The following is a 21,284-nucleotide window of genomic DNA, read 5'->3' on the forward strand; positions in this document are numbered from 1 at the left end:
CTTAATTAGCCGTGGGTTGCTTCCCTCCAGATTGATCGACGTGTTTTTCGGAGTGGATTGAGTGGCCATCGTTGGCGACGATGTCCTGCAGCTCCTCCACCCGGTGGCAGGCGGCGAGGTGGCCGCGGTCGCCGAATGGGCGCAGCTTGGGGCGTTCTGCCTTGCAGGTATCGGTCGCGTGGCGGCAGCGCGGATGAAACGGGCAGCCGGAGGGCGGGTTGACCGGGCTCGGCACATCGCCATCGAGAACGATGCGCTTGGTCTTCTTGTCGAGGTCGGCGACCGGGATGGCCGAGAGCAGTGCCTGCGTGTAGGGATGCAAGGTGTCGGCGTAGAGGTCTTCGGCCGACGCCAGTTCCACGATCCGCCCGAGATACATGACCGCGATGCGGTCGCAGATGTATTCGGTCACGCTAAGATCGTGGGTGATGAAGATGTAAGTCAGCCCGCGATCGCGCTTCAGCTCCATAAGGAGATGCAGCACCTGCGCCTGGACCGATACGTCGAGGGCGCTGACCGGTTCGTCGCAGACGATCAGCTCCGGTTCGATGCATAGCGCCCGGGCGATGCCGACCCGCTGGCGCTGGCCGCCGGAAAATTCGTTCGGGTAGCGATCCATGTAGTCACGCGGCAGGTTCACCGCTTCCAGCAGGTCGCCGATGATCCTGCGCCGTTCGGCACGTGAACCGACACCGTACTTGATCAGCGGGTCTTCCAGCGATCCGAAAATCGTGAACGCCGGATTGAGGGACGAGTAGGGGTCCTGGAAGACGATCTGAAGTTTCTTGCGATAGGGCACCATCTCGTCGTGCGACAGCGCCGGCAGGTCGACCGTGTCGTCGCCGTCATGGAAGGCGATGGCGCCGCCGGTCGGCCGCACGAGTTGGAGGATCGACTTGCCGAGGGTTGTCTTGCCGCACCCGGACTCGCCGACGAGACCGAGCACCTCGCCGCGATAGACGTCGAGATCGACGCCATCGACCGCCTTCACATGGCCGACGGTCGACCGGAACACGCCCTTCTTGACCGGGAAATAAGTGCGCACGTCGCGCAGCGTCAGGATCGGCTCAGGGGCCATCGCCGAGCCTTTCATGGTGCCAGCACATGACGCGGTGGGTGTCGGTGAGAACCGTCTCTTCCGGCATCGCGTTGCATTGCTGGGTGGCGTAGTCGCAGCGCGGCGCGAACTGGCAGCCGGGTGGTCGATCATACGGGTCCGGCGTCGAGCCGCGGATCGGTTCGATATCCTGGTTCTTGCCGCGCCCCAGGATCGGGATCGAGTTCAAAAGCGCACGCGTGTAGGGGTGACGCGGGCGGCGCAACACATCGTCGACGGTTCCGGCCTCGACGATCTTGCCCATGTACATCACCGCGACTTCGTCGGCGAGCTCCGCCACGACCCCCATGTCGTGGGTGATCAGCATGATGGCCGTGCCGTGCTCTGTCTTCAGCCGCTCCATGAGTTCGAAGATCTGGGCCTGGATCGTCACGTCGAGGGCGGTGGTGGGTTCGTCAGCGATCAGGATCTTGGGGTTACAGGCCATCGCCATGGCGATCATGGCGCGCTGGCGCATTCCGCCGGAGAAATTGTGCGGATACTCGTGCACCCTTTGCGCAGGCAGGGGAATGCCCATCTGCCGTAGCAGTTCGATGCAGCGCTGCTTGATCTGCCGGGCTTTCAGCCTGGTGTGATATTTGAGGGTCTCGCCGATCTGGAATCCGATAGTGTAGACCGGATTGAGCGCCGTCATCGGGTCCTGGAAGATCATTGCGATCTCCGACCCGCGGATCGCCCGCATCTTCGGACCGTCGCGCGGCAGTTGGTCGATGCGAACGGCGCCCTTGTCGGAATGGTAGACGATGCTGCCGCTCTCGATCCGGGACAGCGTCGGCAACAACTGCATGATCGCGGAGGCGGTCACCGACTTGCCGCAGCCCGACTCACCGACGACACACAGCGTCTTACCCCGGTGGATGGTGAAGGAGACCCCGTCGACTGCCTTGTTGCAGCGTCGGTTGGAGTAAATGTAGGTCCTGACGTCCCGGACCTCGAGGGCGACATCGCTCATCCCGTCACCCCTGCTGGGTCGGGTCGGTGCTGTCGCGCAACCCGTCGCCAATGAAGTTGACCGACAGCACGAAGAGCGAAATCACCGTGCCGACCGGCAGCCAGATCCACCAATAGTTCTGCAGGATGCGCAGGTCCTGCGCGGCATTGAGGATGTTGCCCCAGGTCGGGATGTTGAGCGGTACGCCCAGTCCGAGGAACGACAGTCCGGCTTCGGCGAGAATAAACATCGCCGTGGTCAGCGTGATGTTGACCATGATCGGGCCGAGCGCGTTCGGCAGCATGTGCTTGTAGCAGATCTTGAACGTCGACACGCCAAACGCCCGCAGCGCCTGGACGTACTCTTCCTCCCTGAGCGAGAGCATCCGCGCCCGGGTCAGCCGGTACATCGGCCCCCAGCCGGTGATGACGAAGATGACGATCAGGTTGATCAGGCTCTGGCCGACGATCGACACCAGCAGCAGCACCAGGATGATCTGCGGGAAGGACATGAACGCCTCCGACACCCGCAGCACGATGGCGTCGAGCCAGCCGCCTTTGTAGCCGCTATAGGCGCCGATTCCGACGCCGATGACCGCTGCGATCAATGCCGATCCGAGGCCGACCAATATGGAGATGCGGCCGCCATAGAGGACCCGGGCGAAGACGTCGCGGCCGGTCATGTCGGTGCCGAACCAGTGTTCCCACGACGGTGGCTGGAGGCGATCGCGCAGGTCGATCTGCGCCGGGTCCTGGCTGGTCAGTAGCGGCGCGAAGATGCTGGCCAGCACGATGATCGAAAACACAACCAGGCCGAACACCGCCAGGCGGTTGGAGGTCAGCTTGCGGAGCGCCCGGCTGCCGGTGCGTGCACGCAGCTTGCCGGCTTCCTCCAGCGCGCGGATCTTGTCGAACTTGGCGTTGATCGCGGCGTCGGACATGGATCACTCCAGCCGGACGCGGGGATCGAGAAGGGCGGTGAGGACGTCGATGATCAGGCTGGCGAGCAGCATCGCCAGCACCGAGAACAGCGCGATCATCATCACCAGCGGGTAGTCCTGGCCGCGCACCGCGCCGATGAACTCGTTGCCGATTCCCGGCCACTGGAAGATCTGTTCGATGATCACCGTGCCGCCGATCAGGGTCGGCAGCCGGAAACCTATGAGGACGATCACCGGCGTCAGCGCGGTGCGTAGACCATGCATGATGTTGACGCGCCATTCGGGCAGACCCTTGGCCCGCGCGGTGCGGATGTACTCCCGGCCGAGCGCGTCGAGCATCGCCGCGCGCGAATACCGCATCACGCCGGCGGTCATCATCAGCGAGAGCACCATACCGGGCAGGATCAGATGGGGCATCCGATCCCAGAAGCTGTCGTAGCCGGGCATCAGGCGGCCGCCGACCGGCAACCATTCCAGATAGAGCGCGAAGAACGACAGGGCGACGAGCCCAAAGAAGAACTCCGGGACCGAGACGCCGAGCATGCCGGAGACCGTCAGCCCGTTGTCGGTCACGCTGCCGCGCTTCAACGCGCTGATCGTTCCGAGCGTGCAGCCGACGACGGTGGAAACGAGAATCGCAAAACCCGACAGTTCAAGCGTTGCCGGCAGCCGGTCGAGGAAAATGTCCTTGATTGGCACCCCGCCCTCCAGCGAGTGTCCGAAATTGCCCTGCAGGACATTGACGAGCCAGATGCCGTAGCGTTCCAGAAACGACCGATTGAGACCCAGTTGTTCGCGCAGTGCGTCGAGATCTTCGGCCGATAGGTTGCCGGCGACGTCTGGCGGGATCATGTAGCTGACCGCGTCGCCGGGCGTCAGTTCCAGCCCCAGATAGACCAGGAAGCTGATCGCCAACAGCATTGGAACCAACGCCAGGATGCGTCGGATGACGTAGGTCAGCATGATCCCTGCTGAGCCTTGGAACGGCCCCTCGGGGCCGTTCCGATGGGTTGATCAGCTCGCGGGCTTCTTCGGAAACGCGTTCACCCGCAGCGAGCGAGTGTACATGATGTCGGCGGGAATCACCCGCATGTGGTCCATGCCTTCCAGCGCCTGAACGTCGGGAACGGACTTGGTAAAGCCGTAGTCCAGCCGTCCGGCGGCGGCGTTCTTGACTACGTTCGGATCGTTGTCTTCGCTGGGGAAGGCGACGATCTCGTCGATGTTGGCGACCCCGCCATAGTAGTCCTCATAGGGGACGAACCGGGTGAAGTCGTTCATCTGCACCTCCTCGACCCGGTAGGGACCGGAGCCGATGGGGTTCTGCCAGAACGGGTGCTGTTGGAACTCCAGCGGATTGACGCCGTCGAGCTTATGTTTGGGCAGCGGCGGGAACTGGCTGAAGGTGACCAGCACATTCGGGTCGAGCGTCTCGAAGGTGAGGGTGACCGTGTTGCCGTCGACGGCTAGGCCCGAGATGCTGTCGGCTCCGCCGTCCTTGTAGGCGTTCGCCCCTTCGATCGACTGGAAGGTGTTCGCGAACACGCCGTTGAGCGAGGGCACCTTCAGCGCCGTATGGATCGACCAGGACAGATCCTCGCCGGTCAGCGGCGTGCCGTCGTGCCAGGTCGCGTCATCCCTGATCTTGAACATCACCTTCATGCCCCCGTCCAACACCTGGACGTCCTCGGCCAACTGGCCGTCGGTTGGAACCAGCGAGGCGTTGGCGGTCAGCAGCCGGTCGTAGAGAACTTTCGCGCCGGTGGTCAGGCCAGGATTGAGCCAGGGCTGGGTGAAGAACTGGATCGGCCCCTTGTTGGTGTAGAGAATTTCGCGACCCTCGTCGTCCGGCTCGATCGTCCAATTGACGATGTTCCAATCGTAGTTGAACTGCTCATTGCCATAGGGGCCGCCGTTGCGGTCGAGGCGATCGCTCTCGAAGATGTAGATCTGCTGATAGTAGAGCGGGATATCCGACAGATCGACGTTCTCAAGGCGCTGGAAATCCTGGAAGGCGACCTTCTGCTCGTCCAGGTTGGCAGTGCCGTTGATGCGGCGCAGCAGCTCGTTGCGGTCTTCCTCTGACGGCGTATAGGCGCTCTTCCCGTCGAGATAGACGTTGTAGTACTCGTGCAGCACCAGCGCAGCCTTGGCGCCGTAGGCGATGTCCCAGCTCACCTTGGACGTATCGGATTTGGGATCGTCGGGAACGCCGGTGAGTTCGCCGATGACATCCCCTTCCAGCTTGCGGTAGGTCATCTGCATGCCGACGTCGGCGAGATAGGCCTGGACCGTCGTCATCAGATCGACCGTCAACTGATCGCCGTAATAGTAGACGACGTCGAGGACATAGTCCTCATCCCAACCGGCCTCCTCGAGCAGCTGCCGGGCCTTGTCCGGGTCATAGGCGTAGTCGTTAAGACCGTCGGCTTTCCAGGCGCCGTTCGGGATCATTGAGTCGGCGACGATCGCTTTGCCCTCGAACAGCGTGTCGACGATCGTGTCCATGTCGAGCGCATAGGCGATCGCCTGCCGGACGCGTTCGTCCGCCAGTGGGTTGTCGGCGGCCTCGGCCAATACCGGTTGCGCGGCAAGCGACAGAGCTGTCGACAGTGCCAGGGCACCAATCAAGCGTTTCATGTTGTTTCCTCCCTTATGAATGATGTCGGATCGGTTGCTCAGGGCGCCTCCGAGCCGGCCAGTGCATCGCGGAAATGGGACGCAAAGTTTCGCGCCAGGTGTTCGGTCATGATCGCCTCGGCCCGATCGGCATCCTTGTCGAGAATCGCGCTCGCGATCTGCTTGTGCTCCTCATTGCTGCGGCGGATGTAGCTGTCGAAGTTGCTCGGTAGCGTGCGCTCCTTCATCAACCGCTCGACAAACGCCTCGTGCAGCGCGACGAAGATCGGGTTGCCGGGAATCTCCGCCAGGACGCGATGAAATCGGACATCGGCGTTGCGGAACGCGTCGCTGTCGCTGATTGAGACGTCGCACTCCTCGATTGCCTCGATCATGCGCGCGACGTGGGCGTTGGTGGCGTGATGAACCGCATGGCGCACGAGGCTGGTCTCGAGAAACAGCCGCGCCTGTTCGAGATGCGCACGGCCTTCGGTGCCGGCGAGAAAGAAGCGCGCCGCGTCTCGGACACCCAAGACCACGCTCGACAGGTTCGGCGCGGCGACCCGTGGCCGATGGCCGTGCTGCTGTTCGATCAGACCCATCGCCTGCAGGTTGCCAATGGCGCCGCGGACGACGTTTCGACCAACGCCGAACCGTTCGCAAAGGTCCCGCTCGGAGGGGAACATTTCGCCGGGTGCCAACACTCCGCCTCGGACATCGGCTGCCAAGGCCTCGGCGATTTGATGAGACGTGGTCTGCAAGTTCATGCCGATCAGGGTCAACCAAAATGTCACAAAAGGCAAGCAAAATTGCAAGTTCTGTAGACCATATTAGAAATTTGGTTGACCAGGAGGAGAGGGCGAGCCTAACCTTGAATCCGGAAATGCGAGCGGGCACAGATGCCTCGCCGCTGGAACGCCTGACCGGGCGTCCGGAAGAGGGGGTGATGGAAATACCTGGCTCGATTCATGCGGCGATGCTGACGCCATTGACCGAGGACGCCGGTGTCGCGACCGCGGCCATTGAGCCCTTGGCAGACTTCATCCTCTCGCGCGGCGTGGACGGCTTGTATGTCGGCGGCAGCACCGGCGAGGCCATGTTAATGAGCCGCGACGAGCGAGCCGAGGTCCTGCGCGCGACGTCGGCGGCCGCCCAGGGACGGGGCGCTTTGATCGCCCATGTTGGCGCGGCCTCCACCCACGACGCCGTCGCGCTCGCGCGGATTGCCGCGGACGCCGGATACGACGCGGTCGCCGCGGTGCCGCCCTTTTACTATAAGTTCTCGTTCGACGAGATCGCCGACTACTACCGTGCGATCGCCGACGCGGCGGGCCTGCCGCTGATGGTCTACAACATACCGGCGCTGACCGGCGTCGCGCTCCAGACCGACGAACTGATCGGACTGTTACTGGAATCGTCGGTCGCCGGGATCAAGTATACCGCCAAGGACTTGTTCGAATTCACCCGTCTTCGCGAAGCGGTGCCGGACAAGAAGTGTTTCTTCGGTTCAGACGAGATGTTTATCGCCGCAGTCGCCGCGGGTACTGACGGCGGCATCGGCAGCACCTACAATCTGATCGGCGATGTCTATGTTGGCATCCAGCGGGCGGTTGCCGCTGGCGATCTGGAGACAGCCCGACGCCTTCAGGCGAAGTCGCATGGGCTCATCAAGATCCTGCTCGAGACCGGCGTCGTCGAGGGGCTCAAATACGCGATGACCAAAGTTGGCGTGCCGGTTGGGCCGTGTCGCCGTCCATTCAGACCGGCGCCGTCCCACGCGCTGGCAAAGCTCGACGCGTGGCTGGATGCGGAAATGCGCATCGCCGCCTGAACGTGACCCAAGTGCCGAAATCCCCACCGGTATCGCGCACCCCGATGCCCGTGCCGTATCTCGACCCGCCTCCGCCGGTCATCACCATTGACGGTGCGCGACAATTGTTTGTCGATGACCTGCTGGTCGAACGGCGGTCGCTGACCCGGACCTTCCATCGCCCTATCCCGCATCCGGACAATCCGCTGCTGAAGCCGGAAGCTGTGTGGGAGACCGGGCACGTTCCGTTCGCGATGCCCTTCAGTGACGGGGCGTGGTTCGACCCTGACGAAGGACTGTTCAAGCTCTGGTATGCCGGCAATGAGATGTGGTGCACCTGCATGGCCACGTCACGCGACGGCATACGGTGGGAGCGGCCGATCCTCGATGTCGTTCCCCAGACCAACATCGTGCTCGACGTCCCGCGCGACAGCTCGACGGTGTGGCGCGATCCCGACGGCGACCCGGCCGAACGGTTCAAAATGATCCAGACGGTGAAAAAAAAGCTGTCGATGACCGAACCGCTGGTCGGCGAGGCGACCGGCACTTTCGCCTTCACCCTGACCTACTACGCTTCGCCGGATGGCGTGCATTGGACCAAGCGCGCGGAGAGTCCGGTCAAAGACGCGACGGGCGACCGCTCGACGTTCTGGCGCGATCCGTTTCGAGGGACATGGGTCTATTCGCTGAGGGACATCGGGTGGCAGAAGGAACCGGGCAGCCAGCCATACCGGGTGCGCAGCTTCTTCGAGCACACCGACCTCGCCGATGGACTCGCTCACATCGGTGATGCCGTTCCATGGGTCGGTGCGGACGATCTCGATCCGCCCAATCCGGCCTGGCCGGACCAGCCAGCCCAGCTCTACACCCTCGACGCGACACCCTATGAAGGTCTGATGGTGGGGCTGTTTTCGGTGCACCAGGGGCCGGAGAACGATGTCTGCGCCGACAAAGGCCTGCAGAAGCGCAATCAGATCACGCTTGGCTTCTCCCGGGACGGATTTCATTGGGATCGCCCCGACCGCGGTCCCTTCATTCGCGCCCAGGAGCGGGACGGGGCATGGGACTGGGGCAATATCCAGTCGGTCGGCGGCGGCTTCTGCGTGATCGGAGACGAACTCCGCTTCTATTACAGCGGCCGCGGCCGATGGGACGGGTTCTGGGACGGGAACGGGGCGACGGGGCTTGCGGTCCTGCGGCGGGACGGCTTCGCCAGTCTCGATGCGGATCGGGACGGCGGTATGCTCGTGACGCGCCCGGTGCGCTTTTCCGGCGCGCACCTGTTCGTCAATCTTGAGGCGCCGGGCGGGCGGCTGCGGGTCGCGGTCCTCGACGAGACGAACAATCCGATCCCCGGTTTTTGTCTGAGCGACTGCGAGCCGGTGACCGGCGACGGGACGCAGCTTGCCGTCCGATGGCGCGGAGCGGATCTCCCGGCCATGCGCGGGCGGCCGGTGCGACTCCAGTTCGAGCTTTTCTCCGGCAGCCTCTATGCCTTCTGGGTCAGTGCGTACCCAACCGGCGAAAGCGGCGGTCATGTCGCGGCCGGCGGACCGGGTTTCCAGCACACGCGAGACCGGCCAGCGGAGCCTGGGTCATGAACAAGGTCACGCTCGTCACCGGCGCCGCCAGCGGCATCGGTGAGGCGGCTGCCAGAGTCTTGGCCGAAGACGGCCACCGGCTTGTCCTGATGGATATCGACACCGCGCGTCTCACAGCGCTAACCGAGGCGCTCGGCCGACCCGACGATATCTTGGCCATCACCGGATCAGTCGCCGATCTCGCCGACTGCCAGGCCGCGGTTGCGCTCGCCCGCGACCGATTCGGTCGCCTCGACGGGTTGTCCCACAACGCCGGCATCCAGACCTATGGCACCGCCGAGGAGACGAGCCTCGAACTCTGGGATCGCACGATCAACGTCAACCTCACCGGGGCGTTCCTGGCGGCCAAGGCAGCGTTGCCGGCGCTCCGGGACACCGGCGGCGCGATCGTGTTCATGGGATCGGGGCAAAGCCTCGCCGCCCAGCAAGGGGCAGTGGCCTATGTCACCGCCAAGCACGGCATGCATGGACTGTGCAGTGCTATCGCGGTGGACCATGCTGCCGAGGGCGTTCGCGCCAACATCGTCGCGCCAGGGGCGATCGATACGCCAATGCTGCGCAAGACGATTGCGATGGCCGACGACCCGGCGGGACTGGAGCGCATCCTCCACCGCATGAACCCGACCGGCCGGATCGGCGCGGCCGATGAGATTGCCGCGGTCGTAGCGTTCCTCTTGTCTGACAAGGCCAGTTTTCTCACCGGCGAACTCATCCGCGTCGACGGCGGACTCCTTAGCCTGATCGGCGGCTCCCCGGAGGTCTGATGATGGCCGATGTGATGATCGTGACCGGGGCGAGCCGGGGGATTGGCGCGGCGATCGCGCAACGAGCCGGACGGGCCGGATGGGATGTCGCGGTGAACTTCAGGCTTGGCGAGGAGGCCGCCGAGGCGGTTGCCGCAGAAATACGGAACAGCGGCGGCCGCGCGATCACGGTTCAGGCCGATATGGCCAAGGAAGCGGATGTGGAGCGTCTGTTCACCGCGGTCGATGATCAGCTCGGTCCGGTTCGTGCGCTGGTCAACAATGCCGGCATCATCAAGATGACCTCGATCACCGAATTCGACACCACCGACTTTGACCGGCTGTTCGCCGTCAACGTCCGCGGCGCGATGATTGCGGCGCGCGAGGCCGCGCGGCGGATGGCGGGTCGCGGCGGTATTGTCGTCAATATCTCCTCGGTATCGGCCCAGACCGGCGGTGGGCCGCAGGGTTCGCTCTATGCTGCCAGTAAGGGGGCGCTCGATTCCCTGACGCTCGGCCTGGCGAGAGAACTGGCGCCGGAGGGCATCCGCGTCTGCGGTGTCCGGCCGGGCATGACCGAGACGGAAATCTTCGACGACAGCATCGGCCTTCCGGCCGCCCGTGAACGCGCCGCCGATCGGGTGCCGCTTGGGCGCCTTGCATCGCCTGAAGAGATCGCGGCGATGGTCATATGGCTGTGTGGGCCAGAAGCCTCTTACGTTACGGGCGTCAATCTCGACGTCACAGGCGGTATTTGATGATCGAAGACAACCAGCGGACCAACTTGTCGTTGGCGGTGGTTGCTGGCGTAAATCGACGCGACGCAGCCATCAGCGCAATTGGGAAAGGATGGCGGAGAGGATGGGATTCGAACCCACGATACGGTTTAACCCGTATACTCGCTTAGCAGGCGAGCGCCTTCGACCACTCGGCCACCTCTCCACATCGCCGGGATACCCTTGTGTCGGCACGCGATCAAGCCGAGGTTGGCATTTCGGCGAATGTCGGACCGAATCGAGGGATGTCCATGATCAGAATCGCCGGCGTCGCGACCGGGATTCGGGCGTTTCAGGACCGCCGCGCGCGCCGACGGTGCGGCTCGTCACTCGAACAGATGGCCGATCTCCCCGGTCGATTCCTGCGATGGAGGCGCCAAAACGTGGCTCCCGCCCCGTCAATCGTGCTAATTCTGCAACATGGATGGGCAAAACCAGGGCTGAGGCCCCCGGAACGGCCATTTCCCGTTGCACCGTCGAGCGGCGTGGATAAGGTGCGACTCACGGATCGCGGATTTCCGGGGTTCGCGTTGTTCTGGTAGTTGCCTTGGGGCGTGAGTTTACCAGAACAGCTCGCGGGGACTGGGCGAGACTTCGCAGCGGCTCTCAAACGGATCGGGGTACTGGATCCGAGAGCACAGGGAAGACCGAACCTATCCCTTGGGATAAGCTTTGGAGGTCAGGAAATGAAACTGAAGAGCCTTCTCCTTGGTACTGCGGCCGCCGTAGCGGTCACCGGTGGTGCCCAGGCTGCGGACCTCGCTCTCGCTGTCGAGCCCATCGACTACGTGAAAGTCTGCGATGCCTTTGGCACTGGTTACTACTACATTCCCGGCACGGATGTCTGCCTGAAGATCGGCGGTAAGATCCAGCTGGATATGTGGTTCTACGATGACGACGATGTCGGAAACTATTTCAATTTCGCTAACTGGGCAGAGGGTTATGACCCAGACAGCGGAGACGCGTTCGAGTCGCTTGATAGCCCAGAGGTTGCTGAAGATGTTTGGGTGAAGGATTTCTACAGAGCATCGTGGGAGTTCAAGTCCGAAGCTGCGGTGAACTTCACTGCCAAGTCGATGAGTGATCTGGGGCCGATCGTCACGCACTTCGCGTTTACGACGAAGTCAGATAACAACGACTTTGACGGCTCGACCAAAACCGTTCGTTTCGACGGTGGTTACGGTCAGATCGGTCCGGTCATGTTTGGTTGGACAGATTCTCTGTTCGATCCGGGCGGAGGCTACACCTATGACGGTTCAATTCGGTCGGATAAAAAGGTCGATCAGGCCCGTCTTTCCTACATGATGGGCACTTGGGGCATTATGCTCGGTCTCGAAGACCCGAGGGATCGCTACGCTGGCCCGAAGAACGCAACTGGTGACTATCCGGACATCGTTCTGGCACTGACCGGCGGTGTCGCTGGCTTCGATGTTAAGGCTGCTGCGGCGATTACTGATCGGACCAACGACACTGGTTGGGGTGTGAACCTCACCGCCGAAGCGGACTTTGGTGGGTTCCAGCTGAAAGCGACTGGCGCATACTCAGACAATGCGAAGAGCTTCACTGGTGGCAGCAACTGCTCCACGACTTTGGACACCACCACGGTTCCGCCGTCGCTGTCTACTTGTGATGACGGCGAATGGTGGAGTGCGTTTATCTCGGCTAGTGCCATGTTGTCGGGTAATCTGAAAACTGCAGCAACTGCAAGTTATCAGGACAAGGCTGATGGCAAGGGTAAGTACGGTGTTTTTGAGGGCGCTATTGGCCTCTACTACTACCCGTCCGGGAACTCAGAGATCGGTGCTGAGTTGCTCTACAAAGATCCGGAAGGTAGCGATGACTCTCTCGCGGGCCACGTTCGCTGGAAGACAGAATTCTGATCTGACGGTCTATACCTAATCCGAAGCCCGGCGGAGCGATCCGCCGGGCTTTTCTTATGTGTTGGGTGGGGCGAAGTGTTGATGGGCAGCGTTGGGCGCCTCGACGGCTTCTCGTCCGCGCCAAGCGACACCTGTGACCCGCCGGACGGTGCGGCCGGTTGCCGATTTCTGTAAGGGAACCGGCCGGTTCCACACATTCGTCGCATTCCCACGTTGGATCATATTGATATTGTCGGTCGGATAAATCGGTCGACCAAAGCGTTTTGTTGCTAGACTGCCCATTGCGGGCGGCGCTGTTGAATTTCGAGGGACTTGTGGCATGTCGAACTGGCGAAGATGGGTGCGGCCCGGACTCGCAGCGACGACCATCCTGATTCTGCTCGCCGTGTTCCTGCGGACCGGGGAGATCGAGGGCGATCTGGGCAACCGGGTCGGCGCTCGATTGGCAACAGACGGGTATGACTGGGCCCAAGTCACGGTGTCCGGCCGTGATGTGACGCTTCTCGGCACGGCCCCGACGCCGGAACTCCGCGACGAGGCCGCACTCGCCGCCGAAGGTGTGACGGGCGTCGCGTCGGTGGCGAACGAAGCCGGTCTTCTGCCGATCGCTTCGCCCTATATCTGGTCGGCCCAGCGAACCGGACCGGTGATCGAACTGAACGGCAATGTGCCCTCGGAAGCGACGCGCAATGCCGTACTCGCCACGGCTCGGCGCGCCTTGCCGGATGCCGAGATCCGGGATGAAATGGACCTCGCCCGCGGCGCGGCGCCCGGCTTCGGGTCGGCGGCCGGCTTTGCGCTGGACCGTCTCGCGGAACTCTCGGATGGACTTGTCACCATCACCGACGGCACCGTGTCGGTGGCCGGAATCGCCGCAACGCCTGAGAGCTACGGTGCCGCCCGCGGGGCGCTCGCTGAGGCGGTGCCGGGCGGGCTGACGATGGGGCCGGTGGATCTGCTGCCGGCGCGGGCCGATCCGTTCGTGTGGTCCGCCAGCCTGGACGAAGAATCGCTGACGTTGGCCGGCTTCGTGCCTAACGATGTCGTCAAGGACGATCTGATTGCCGCGGCCCGGACGTTGGTCGCCGACCTGCCGGTGATCGACAACATGAACATCGGATCGGGCGAACCGGAAGGGTTCGCTGACGCGGCTGCATTCGCCATCACCGCGCTTGGCCGGCTCGAGGAGGGCGGGGTCATGCTTGACGGGCTGACCCTTGATGTCGCCGGCACGGCGCGGAGCATCGAGGACTACGAAGCGGTGGTCGGTGGGATCGACGGAACGCTGCCTGCCGGCCTGCAGATCGTCGCCAACGCAATCACGCCGGCCTTGGCGGAAGACTATGGCTGGATCGGCGAACGCGACGGCGGAACGGTGACCTTGACCGGTTTTGTTCCGTCCCTGGAGGATCGGACGGAGCTCGACGCGCTCACGGTCGAGCTTTTCGACGGCTTGTCGGTGACGGCGGACGTCAAGGTTGCGTCCGGCGGACCGAAGATCGACTGGGTCGGCGCGATCAAATTCGCCATGGGGCAACTTGCTCAGATGCGATCGGGATCGGTTGCGCTCGACGACAACGAATACGCGATCGCTGGCGAAGCACTGGATTCGGATGCCTACCTGGCGCTGGTGGCGGCGAACGCCCGCCGCTTGCCGGCGAGCCTCGAACTTGCGGAATCGGACATCGCCCCGCCTCAAGTCTCGCCTTACACACTGTCAGTTGATCGGACCAACGAAGGCTTGGTGATCACCGGCTATGCGCCGTCCCGTGACGCCAAACAGGCGATCATCGATGCCGCACGAGAGCAGTTCGAGACCGTCCTGATCAAGGACGAAATCGCGTTCGCCGGGGGCGCCCCGGACGGTTTGGTCGAGGCGATTGCCGGCGCGCTGGCGCCCATGGCACGGCTCGCTGGCGGCCGGCTCGAATTGACTGACACGGTCGTTGGCGTCGAAGGGACCACCTTCCACGATGGTGCGGCGAGCCGTATCGCAGAGATGGCCGGCGAGGCGGTTCCGGAGGGATTTCAGGCCGACATCGCCATTGTCACCCGGCAGATCGGGCAACCGCTCGGCACTGCCCCATGTCGTGATCGCGTCGATGCGGTTCTTCGACAGGGACAGGTTGAGTTCGACAAGGGATCGACGGAGATCTCCGCCGAGAGTTACGCTCTTCTTGACCGGGTGGCCGGTGCCTTGATGCGGTGCACCGACGCCGCGGTCGAAGTCGGCGGCCATAGCGATGCCGACGGGTCGGAGGAAGCCAACCTGCAGCTCACCCAGGCGCGGGCGGATGCCGTGTTGGAGTATCTCATCGATGCCGGCGTTCGTCTGGAGCGGCTGACCGCGGTCGGCTATGGTGAAGCCGATCCGATTGCCGACAACGACACCGAGGACGGCAAGGCGGCCAACCGGCGAATCGAGTTCACCGTGGCGCCGACCAAAGCCGGCTGATACCAGACCTGATGCTTTACCTGATTTCCGCCTATTGGCCCTTCCTGCTGGCCGCGTTGATCGTCGGCCTCGCGGTCGGCTGGTGGTACCAGGATCCCCGCAACGTCGACGACATGACGGCGTGGCTGGAAGGGGGCGGCGAAGAGCGGTGATCCGGCACGTGATCGAGGTCTGGCTGCTGCTGGTTGCCGCGTTCGCCGTTGGCGGGGTGCTTGGGGCAATTCTCTACGTTCTCCTGTCGATCTCTCCGGCTGGCGAGGCTCAGGAGGACCTTGCAGCCTTCGTTGCCCGGGTGATCGATCGGATTCGGGCCCGGCTGGGGCTGGGTCCCGTGTGGGCGCCGGCAGCCTACGCACCGCTGACAGATGTCTATTACGACGACGATCCCGGCGCTTACCCCCAGCGGCATGTCGGTACTGTATCGTTACCGGACCGTCGGCCGCCACCTGCGGCTTTACTGCCCGCTAGACCCGAGCCGCCCGCTGCTGCGGTTGCCGCTGCCGAGGACCACGAACGGGAAGACGTCGCGCCGGCGGAGTCTGATTGGGACGACGACGATTGGATCGAACCCGCCATCCCGCGGGGCGAGCGGGCCCAAGTCGAGAATGAGCCTGAACACCTTGCAGCACCCGCTCCTCCGATCGAAGCGCCCGCGGTCATGCGGCCGGTGGGGCTTTCGGCGCCGCGCAACGGTGTCCCCGACGACCTCCAGAAGATCCGCGGCATCGGCAAGAAGAACGAGGCGCTGCTCAACAGCTTCGGCGTGTTCCACTTTGGTCAGATGGCCGCCTGGACGCCGGCGGAGGTCCGTTGGGTGGCGCAACACCTGGCGTTCCCCGAGCGCATCGAACGCGACGACTGGATCGGTCAGGCCATTGCCCTGGCGACCACCGGCGGCGACATCGGCCGTGCCTCGGGATCACGGCGGGGGATCGATCCAGACGATTTCGAAGATTTCGCCGACTCGGCCTGACGATCAGGCGTCGTCGCTTGGCGGAATGTCGTCCTGAGTTTCGAGATCGAAAGCGGGCGCATCCCGCGGGACCACCGCATCGATCGGCGGCCCGCTCCCCTCGAGGTTGGTGATGAAGGCGGAAATCCGCTGCAACACTGCGGTTCGGAGTAGCAGCGGCGCGTGGCCCTGGCCGTCGATGGTGACCGATGCGAAGCGCGAATGACTGGCGGCCATTTCAGCCAAAGTCTCGGCGCTGAGGATGTCGGAGTGCTCACCCCGGATCGCCAGGATCGGGACGTCGCCAAGTGCGTTGAATTCGTTCCAGAGGCTAGGGATGGGGCTGTCGAATTCGATCCCGTCCAGTGTCTCGGAAAGCGCCGGGTGATAATCGTTGGCCGGCTGACCGTCTTCGTCGCGATACGTCATCCGGACGAATGCGTCCCAATCGGAGTCGCTCAGTCCCGGAAACTGTGCCTCATGGAGACGCTTCTGAATGGCGATGGCGTCGCTCCAGTTGTCGGGCGCCGGTGTGCGGCCGATCCGTGCTTTGATCCGCGCGAGGCCGAGCGGCTCGATGACCGGGCCGATGTCGTTGAGGACAAGGCCGGCGAGTGCATTCGGCCGGGCGACCCCGATCATCATCGCGATGATGCCACCGCGTGATGTGCCCACGATGACGGCCCGGTCGATGCCGAGCGTGGTCATGCCGTCGAGCACGTCGTTCATCTCGGTGAGCGGATTGTAGTGCGAAGTGTCGGGATCCCACTCGGACCGGCCGCGACCGCGATAATCGAACGCCACCACACGTCGCGGCCGATGGCGGTGGGTGGAAAGGTGAAGCGCCAGCCGCTCGAAATCGCGACAGTTGCGGGATAGGCCCGACAAACAGACCACCGGCAGCCACGGCGTGTTCACGTCTCCGTAGTCGGCGACGTGGAGGGAGAGGCCGTCACTGCTCTTGTAGAAGACGTCCCGGCGCAACGGGGCGACCGTTTCCTCGTCGTCCGGGTGGTTCAATTGCTTCGATCCCGGTGACTTCGGCTCAAACCCGGCCGCGTTTGAGGTCGGTCTCGATCGTCAGCGCCGGCGATCCGAGCCGGGCCCGATAGACCTGCAGGTTCTCCATGATCCGCTGGACGTAGTTCCGGGTTTCGGTGAAGGGGATCCGTTCGACCCAGTTCACCGTATCGACGTTCGGGTCGCGGGGATCGCCATACTTCGCGACCCAGGCCTTCACTCGGCTCGGTCCCGCATTGTAGGCGGCGAAGGTCATCACGAACGAGCCTTCGTAGTCGCGATAGAGGCGGCCGAGGAAGGTCGCGCCAAGTGTGGCGTTATAGGCGGGGTCCGAGGTCAGCCGTGTCTTGGAGTAGGGCAGGCCGGCGGCCTTGGCCATCGATTGCGCCGTGCGCGGCATGAGTTGCAGCAGTCCGCGCGCGCCGGCGCTCGACACGGCACCGGGGTTGAAGGCGCTCTCCTGCCGGGCGATCGCGTAGACCATCGGTTTCTCGACCCGCCCTGTCTTGGCCGAGGTGGGAATCGCGGAGGTCGGAAACGCGGTCGTGTCGACGGCGAGGCCTCGGTAGGCAGCGAGCTTGCCGATCTGCAGGGCGAACTGGTGTCCGCCGTGCTCCTCGGCCATCGCGGCGAGCAGGGCGATCTCCGCCGGATCGGTGAGCTGGTCGGCCAGCGCCCGGTAGAAGATGTCGTTGCGGTCGCCGCGGTTGATGCTGTCGAGGCGGTGGATCACCTGAACCAGTTCGCGGGATTCGAAGCGCGCCTTGACCGTTCCGCTGGCTTTCGGCACTGCGGCGATCGGCAGGCGCTCGACGCCGAGACGGGCGAGGGCAAGCTGCCCGTAGAAGGTGGTCGGATGCCGCCCGGCCCGTTGATAGGCCTGATTGGCTTCGGCACGGTTTCCGGCCTTCTCCGCCGCGCGGCCGAGCCAATAGTCGGCGCGCGATTGGCTCAACGGGCGCGTCGATACCTGATGAATCGCCGCGAAGTGTTTCTTGGCCGTGTTCGGATCGTTCAGGTATTCCAGCGCGTACCAGCCGGCATGAAACTCGGCTTCCGCGACCGGGGCCCGGCCTTCCGCGGCGTGTCCCGCGGCGATTCGGTAGGCGGTACGAGCGTCGCCTTCGTCGAGAAGGGCGCGCGAGATGATACGCCGCTCCACCCACCAGGCGTCGCCGTCGAGGATGGCAGGGTCACTCGGCGCCGACAGCAGCAGCTCGGCCGCGTCGTCCATCTTGTCGGCGCGGCGGAGGTACTGCACCCGCGCATAGATATAGAGCGGGTCCTTGCGCTTCGCTGCCGGGACGGCGCCGAGCGCATTGGCCATGTTCTTGCGGTTCGAGACGGCGACGACCGCGGCCGCCAGAGCTTGCTCGTCTTTGCCGAGGAACCTGGCGTTGCGCAGCGCCGCCGAATTCTGCTCCTCATAGAGCAGGCGCTCGGTGCGCGCTTTGTATTCCGCCGATGTCAGCAGGCTGCCGAACGCCTTGCGCAGCTTGGCCTCCACGTCGCTGCCGAAGCGTTTTTCGCGCCAGTAGTCGCGGATGACAGCGGCCGCCTCCGACTTGCGGCCGGCGTCGAGATAGGACTGCGCCAGCAGGATTGCCCCGGATGCGGTCTCCGGCTTGCGGTCGGCGAGCGCTTCGATCACAGCGTTCGCCGACGGTTTCTCGCGGACGAGTGCTTCCTCGAAACGGATCTGGAGGAGACGCTGACCGGGCCAGTCCGCCAGCTTGCGCCAATTCTGGGCGACGTGGGAGGCGGGGACGCCGGCTTCGCCGCTGATAGCGACCAGCCAATCGATCACCTTGGTATCGACCGGATTGGGCATGGCGTAGGCGGCAGCCGTCGCCGCGGCGAAGTTGCCCTCGTCGAGGAATTTCACCGCGTAGCGGAGCCCAACGGTGTCCATGTCGGCGACCGAGGCGACAGTGGTGGGTTTCTCTTCCGTTGGGGTGTACTCGCCGACCGGACCATCGGAGTCCTCGATCGCGTCGCGATGGATATCGTCCGATTGGGCGATAAACCGGCCGATCAGATCGGGGCTCGCGTCGGAATGAACCCGCTGCGGGTTGAGCCGCGGCATCGGTATGTCGGCAACAACGATGGTCCCGTCTTCGGCCCGGAGTGATGGAACACTGAAGCCGCTCAACACCATCGCCGGTACGGCAAGGGTCGCCACAGAGACCGCTATCGATCGCATCGCCGGCTTCCGGTCACTCGTTGTCATCGCGGCCTCTCGTTGCGTGGCTTCGCGGCAAGACGCACCACGGAGCCGATCTTCTACGACGGACTCAAACTTAACGAACCGTACTCTGCCATAGTGAACGATTACTTGACGAGCCTGCGGCCCGGCATCGTCCTTGCCCGTCCGGTCAGCCCGGAATATGGTCGCGGCGATTGAGAAAAACAGCCGAATTCCGGCAAGGGTGTGGCGAAAATGTTCAAGGGTTCGATCACGGCGTTGGTGACGCCGATGCGAGATGGCGAGATCGATGACGACTCGTTCCGGTCCCTGGTGGATTGGCAGATCGCGGAGGGGAGCCACGGTCTGGTTCCCGTCGGCACCACGGGGGAAAGTCCGACGCTTACCCACGACGAACACAAGCACGTCGTCGAGATGTGCATCGAGGTCGCGAAAGGTCGGGTTCCGGTGATCGCCGGCGCCGGATCAAACAACACCGCCGAGGCGATCGAACTGTCGCGTCATGCGCAGTCGGCCGGTGCTGACGGTGTGCTGGTGGTGACGCCTTACTACAACAAGCCCAGTCAGGAGGGGCTCTACCAACACTATAAGGCCATCAACGATGCCATTGATATTCCGATCATAATTTACAATATCCCCCCGCGTTCCATCATCGATATGTCGGTGGAGACGATGGCCCGGCTGTTCGCCCTCGACAACATCGCAGGGGTCAAGGACGCGACCGCCAAGATCGATCGGGTCAGTCTGCAGCGCCACGCGATGGGGCCGGAGTTCAACCAGCTCTCCGGCGAGGACGGCACCGCCCTCGGCTACATGGCGCATGGCGGTCATGGCTGCATCTCGGTGACCGCCAATGTCGCACCGAAGATGCTGGCCGCGTTCCAGGAAGCCTGCCTCGCCGGTGACTATACGACGGCGCTCGACTACCAGGATCGACTCATGCCGCTCCACCGCGCGCTGTTCCTCGAGCCGAGCCCGGCGGGCATCAAATATGCGTTATCGCTGACCGACCGGATCAGCTATGAGCTGCGCCTGCCGATGGTGCCGCTGTCTGATTCGACTCGCGAGGAGATTCGCTCGGCAATGGTTCATGCCGGGCTGATCAACTGATGTCCTGATGGCTGCCAAGAAGGAAAAGGTGCCGTCGCGGATCGCGGCGGACAATCGGCGCGCCCGGTTCAACTACGAAATCGGACAGACCTTCGAGGCCGGCCTGGCGCTGACCGGGACGGAGGTGAAGTCGCTGCGCGAGGGGCGCAGCAACATCACCGACTCCTACGCCGGCGAGAAAGACGGCGAGATGTGGCTCTACAACGCCTACATCCCCGAATACGATCAGGCCAATCGCTTCAACCACATGCCGCGGCGGCCGCGGAAGCTGCTCTTGCATCGGCGCGAGATCAACCGCTTGGCCGGAGCGGTCCAGCGCGAGGGGATGACCCTCGTGCCGCTGAAGATCTATTTCAACGATCGTGGCCGCGCGAAGATCGAGCTGGCCATCGCGCGCGGCAAGCAGCTTCACGACAAACGCGAGACGGCGAAGAAGCGCGACTGGGGCCGCGAAAAGGCGCGGCTGATGCGCGAGCGGGGTTAGGGTCGCAGCTGCTTGGCCACCGCTGCGAAAACGCTGTGGAACATCGCCTTGGTCAGCACCCCGGTGTTCGTGTTGTAGCGGGAGCAGTGGTAGCTGGCGTAGAGCGTCGGTCCCGATGCCGGGCGATGGACCGCGCCGTGGCCGAACGGCACATTCTTGCGACGGAGGCCAAGGGCGCTGACCGTACTGTCGTGGGCGATCCGCCCAAGGGTGACGATCGCGGCAAGCCGTGGCATCGCGGCGATCGTGTCCGCTAGAAACGATCGGCAGGTGCGGATTTCGACGCCAATCGGCTTGTTCTGTGGTGGCACGCAGCGCACCGCGTTGGTGATCCGGGCGTCGACCATCTCGAGCCCGTCGTCCGGGCGAGCGTTGTACGTCCCCGTCGCGAAGCCGTACGCAATCAGCGTCCCGTAAAGCAGGTCGCCGGCATAGTCGCCGGTGAAGGGGCGGCCCGTTCGGTTGGCGCCCCGCAGTCCGGGTGCGAGCCCGACGACCAGAAGCCGGGCGTCTTCAGGGCCAAAGGAGGGGACGGGGGCGTTGAACCACCCGCGTTCCTTCGCTCGCCATTCTTCACGAAACGTGACGAGGCGCGGACAGAGGGGGCAATCCTGCCCCGGGTTTTCGGGCACCGCCGGGT

Annotated in this window: 19 protein-coding genes and 1 tRNA gene; 10 read left to right on the forward strand and 10 right to left on the reverse strand. The window is 63.8% G+C overall.

Annotation, left to right across the window (positions count from 1 at the left end; translation table 11 throughout):
- Position 1 precedes the first annotated feature (1 nt).
- The 6 genes from ACO076_RS13890 to ACO076_RS13915 are packed head-to-tail and all read right to left on the reverse strand — an operon-like array spanning position 2 to position 6,374.
- Positions 2–1,078, reverse strand: coding sequence for an ABC transporter ATP-binding protein (locus ACO076_RS13890; protein ID WP_421723430.1), 1,077 nt, complete (start codon positions 1,076–1,078; stop codon positions 2–4).
- A complete protein-coding gene (locus ACO076_RS13895; RefSeq protein ID WP_421723431.1) occupies positions 1,068–2,069 on the reverse strand; it encodes an ABC transporter ATP-binding protein in 1,002 nt (333 codons plus the stop codon). Before ACO076_RS13895 ends, ACO076_RS13890 begins: the two co-directional genes overlap by 11 nt.
- Positions 2,070–2,073: 4 nt before the next feature.
- Positions 2,074–2,988 carry an ABC transporter permease gene (locus ACO076_RS13900; RefSeq protein ID WP_421723432.1) on the reverse strand — a complete coding sequence of 305 codons (915 nt, stop codon included), beginning with the start codon at positions 2,986–2,988 and terminating at the stop codon, positions 2,074–2,076.
- A gap of 3 nt (positions 2,989–2,991) precedes the next feature.
- Positions 2,992–3,951 (reverse strand): ABC transporter permease, encoded by a 960-nt coding sequence (locus ACO076_RS13905; protein ID WP_421723433.1) that lies wholly within the window; start codon positions 3,949–3,951, stop codon positions 2,992–2,994.
- A gap of 51 nt (positions 3,952–4,002) precedes the next feature.
- Entirely contained in the window at positions 4,003–5,628 is a 1,626-nt protein-coding gene (locus ACO076_RS13910; RefSeq protein ID WP_421723434.1) for an ABC transporter substrate-binding protein, read from the reverse strand.
- Positions 5,629–5,666: 38 nt separating this feature from the next.
- The gene (locus tag ACO076_RS13915; RefSeq protein WP_421723435.1) at positions 5,667–6,374 is read right to left on the reverse strand and encodes an FCD domain-containing protein; all 708 of its coding nucleotides are present in this window, start codon (positions 6,372–6,374) and stop codon (positions 5,667–5,669) included.
- A gap of 116 nt (positions 6,375–6,490) precedes the next feature.
- On the opposite strand from ACO076_RS13915, the gene ACO076_RS13920 reads away from it, so the two are divergent.
- Genes ACO076_RS13920 through ACO076_RS13935 form a run of 4 tightly spaced genes read left to right on the forward strand, consistent with a single transcriptional unit; the run spans position 6,491 to position 10,519 of the window.
- Positions 6,491–7,438 carry an N-acetylneuraminate lyase gene (locus tag ACO076_RS13920; protein ID WP_421723436.1) on the forward strand — a complete coding sequence of 316 codons (948 nt, stop codon included), beginning with the start codon at positions 6,491–6,493 and terminating at the stop codon, positions 7,436–7,438.
- Positions 7,439–7,482: 44 nt separating this feature from the next.
- On the forward strand, positions 7,483–9,018 hold the full coding sequence (locus ACO076_RS13925) for a hypothetical protein (RefSeq protein ID WP_421723437.1): 1,536 nt from the start codon (positions 7,483–7,485) through the stop codon (positions 9,016–9,018).
- A complete protein-coding gene (locus tag ACO076_RS13930) occupies positions 9,015–9,782 on the forward strand; it encodes an SDR family NAD(P)-dependent oxidoreductase (protein ID WP_421723438.1) in 768 nt (255 codons plus the stop codon). The genes ACO076_RS13925 and ACO076_RS13930 overlap by 4 nt, the downstream gene beginning before the upstream one ends.
- 2 nt (positions 9,783–9,784) lie before the next feature.
- Positions 9,785–10,519: an SDR family NAD(P)-dependent oxidoreductase gene (locus tag ACO076_RS13935; RefSeq protein WP_421723439.1), complete on the forward strand. Its 735-nt coding sequence runs from the start codon at positions 9,785–9,787 to the stop codon at positions 10,517–10,519.
- Positions 10,520–10,611: 92 nt separating this feature from the next.
- On the opposite strand, the gene ACO076_RS13940 is transcribed toward ACO076_RS13935, so the two are convergent.
- Positions 10,612–10,703: transfer RNA gene (locus ACO076_RS13940), tRNA-Ser, on the reverse strand.
- A 520-nt stretch (positions 10,704–11,223) separates the two neighbouring features.
- On the opposite strand from ACO076_RS13940, the gene ACO076_RS13945 reads away from it, so the two are divergent.
- From ACO076_RS13945 to ACO076_RS13960, 4 genes are all read left to right on the forward strand, one after another.
- On the forward strand, positions 11,224–12,417 hold the full coding sequence (locus tag ACO076_RS13945; protein WP_421723440.1) for a porin: 1,194 nt from the start codon (positions 11,224–11,226) through the stop codon (positions 12,415–12,417).
- A 319-nt stretch (positions 12,418–12,736) separates the two neighbouring features.
- Positions 12,737–14,872 (forward strand): OmpA family protein, encoded by a 2,136-nt coding sequence (locus ACO076_RS13950; RefSeq protein WP_421723441.1) that lies wholly within the window; start codon positions 12,737–12,739, stop codon positions 14,870–14,872.
- 11 nt (positions 14,873–14,883) lie between these two features.
- On the forward strand, positions 14,884–15,024 hold the full coding sequence (locus ACO076_RS13955; RefSeq protein WP_421723442.1) for a hypothetical protein: 141 nt from the start codon (positions 14,884–14,886) through the stop codon (positions 15,022–15,024).
- Complete coding sequence (locus ACO076_RS13960) at positions 15,021–15,845, forward strand: hypothetical protein (RefSeq protein WP_421723443.1); 825 nt, start codon at positions 15,021–15,023, stop codon at positions 15,843–15,845. The genes ACO076_RS13955 and ACO076_RS13960 overlap by 4 nt, the downstream gene beginning before the upstream one ends.
- A 3-nt stretch (positions 15,846–15,848) precedes the next feature.
- Here the strand turns inward: ACO076_RS13960 and ACO076_RS13965 are convergent, their stop codons facing one another.
- Both ACO076_RS13965 and ACO076_RS13970 read right to left on the reverse strand, forming a co-directional pair.
- On the reverse strand, positions 15,849–16,844 hold the full coding sequence (locus tag ACO076_RS13965) for an alpha/beta fold hydrolase (RefSeq protein WP_421723444.1): 996 nt from the start codon (positions 16,842–16,844) through the stop codon (positions 15,849–15,851).
- Between the two features lie 25 nt (positions 16,845–16,869).
- On the reverse strand, positions 16,870–19,074 hold the full coding sequence (locus ACO076_RS13970) for a transglycosylase SLT domain-containing protein (protein ID WP_421723445.1): 2,205 nt from the start codon (positions 19,072–19,074) through the stop codon (positions 16,870–16,872).
- Between the two features lie 210 nt (positions 19,075–19,284).
- Between ACO076_RS13970 and dapA the strand changes: the two genes are divergently transcribed.
- Together dapA and smpB are read left to right on the forward strand one after the other, a co-directional pair.
- Positions 19,285–20,160 carry a 4-hydroxy-tetrahydrodipicolinate synthase gene (gene dapA / locus ACO076_RS13975; RefSeq protein WP_421723446.1) on the forward strand — a complete coding sequence of 292 codons (876 nt, stop codon included), beginning with the start codon at positions 19,285–19,287 and terminating at the stop codon, positions 20,158–20,160.
- Between the two features lie 7 nt (positions 20,161–20,167).
- A complete protein-coding gene (gene smpB, locus ACO076_RS13980) occupies positions 20,168–20,644 on the forward strand; it encodes an SsrA-binding protein SmpB (protein WP_421723447.1) in 477 nt (158 codons plus the stop codon).
- Here the strand turns inward: smpB and ACO076_RS13985 are convergent.
- Positions 20,641–21,276, reverse strand: coding sequence for a uracil-DNA glycosylase (locus tag ACO076_RS13985; RefSeq protein ID WP_421723448.1), 636 nt, complete (start codon positions 21,274–21,276; stop codon positions 20,641–20,643). The two genes, smpB and ACO076_RS13985, sit on opposite strands and share 4 nt — an antisense overlap.
- Positions 21,277–21,284: the final 8 nt, after the last annotated feature.

Origin of the sequence: Bauldia sp., from assembly GCF_965232525.1 — a bacterium.
Taxonomy (GTDB): Bacteria; Pseudomonadota; Alphaproteobacteria; order Rhizobiales; family Kaistiaceae; genus Bauldia.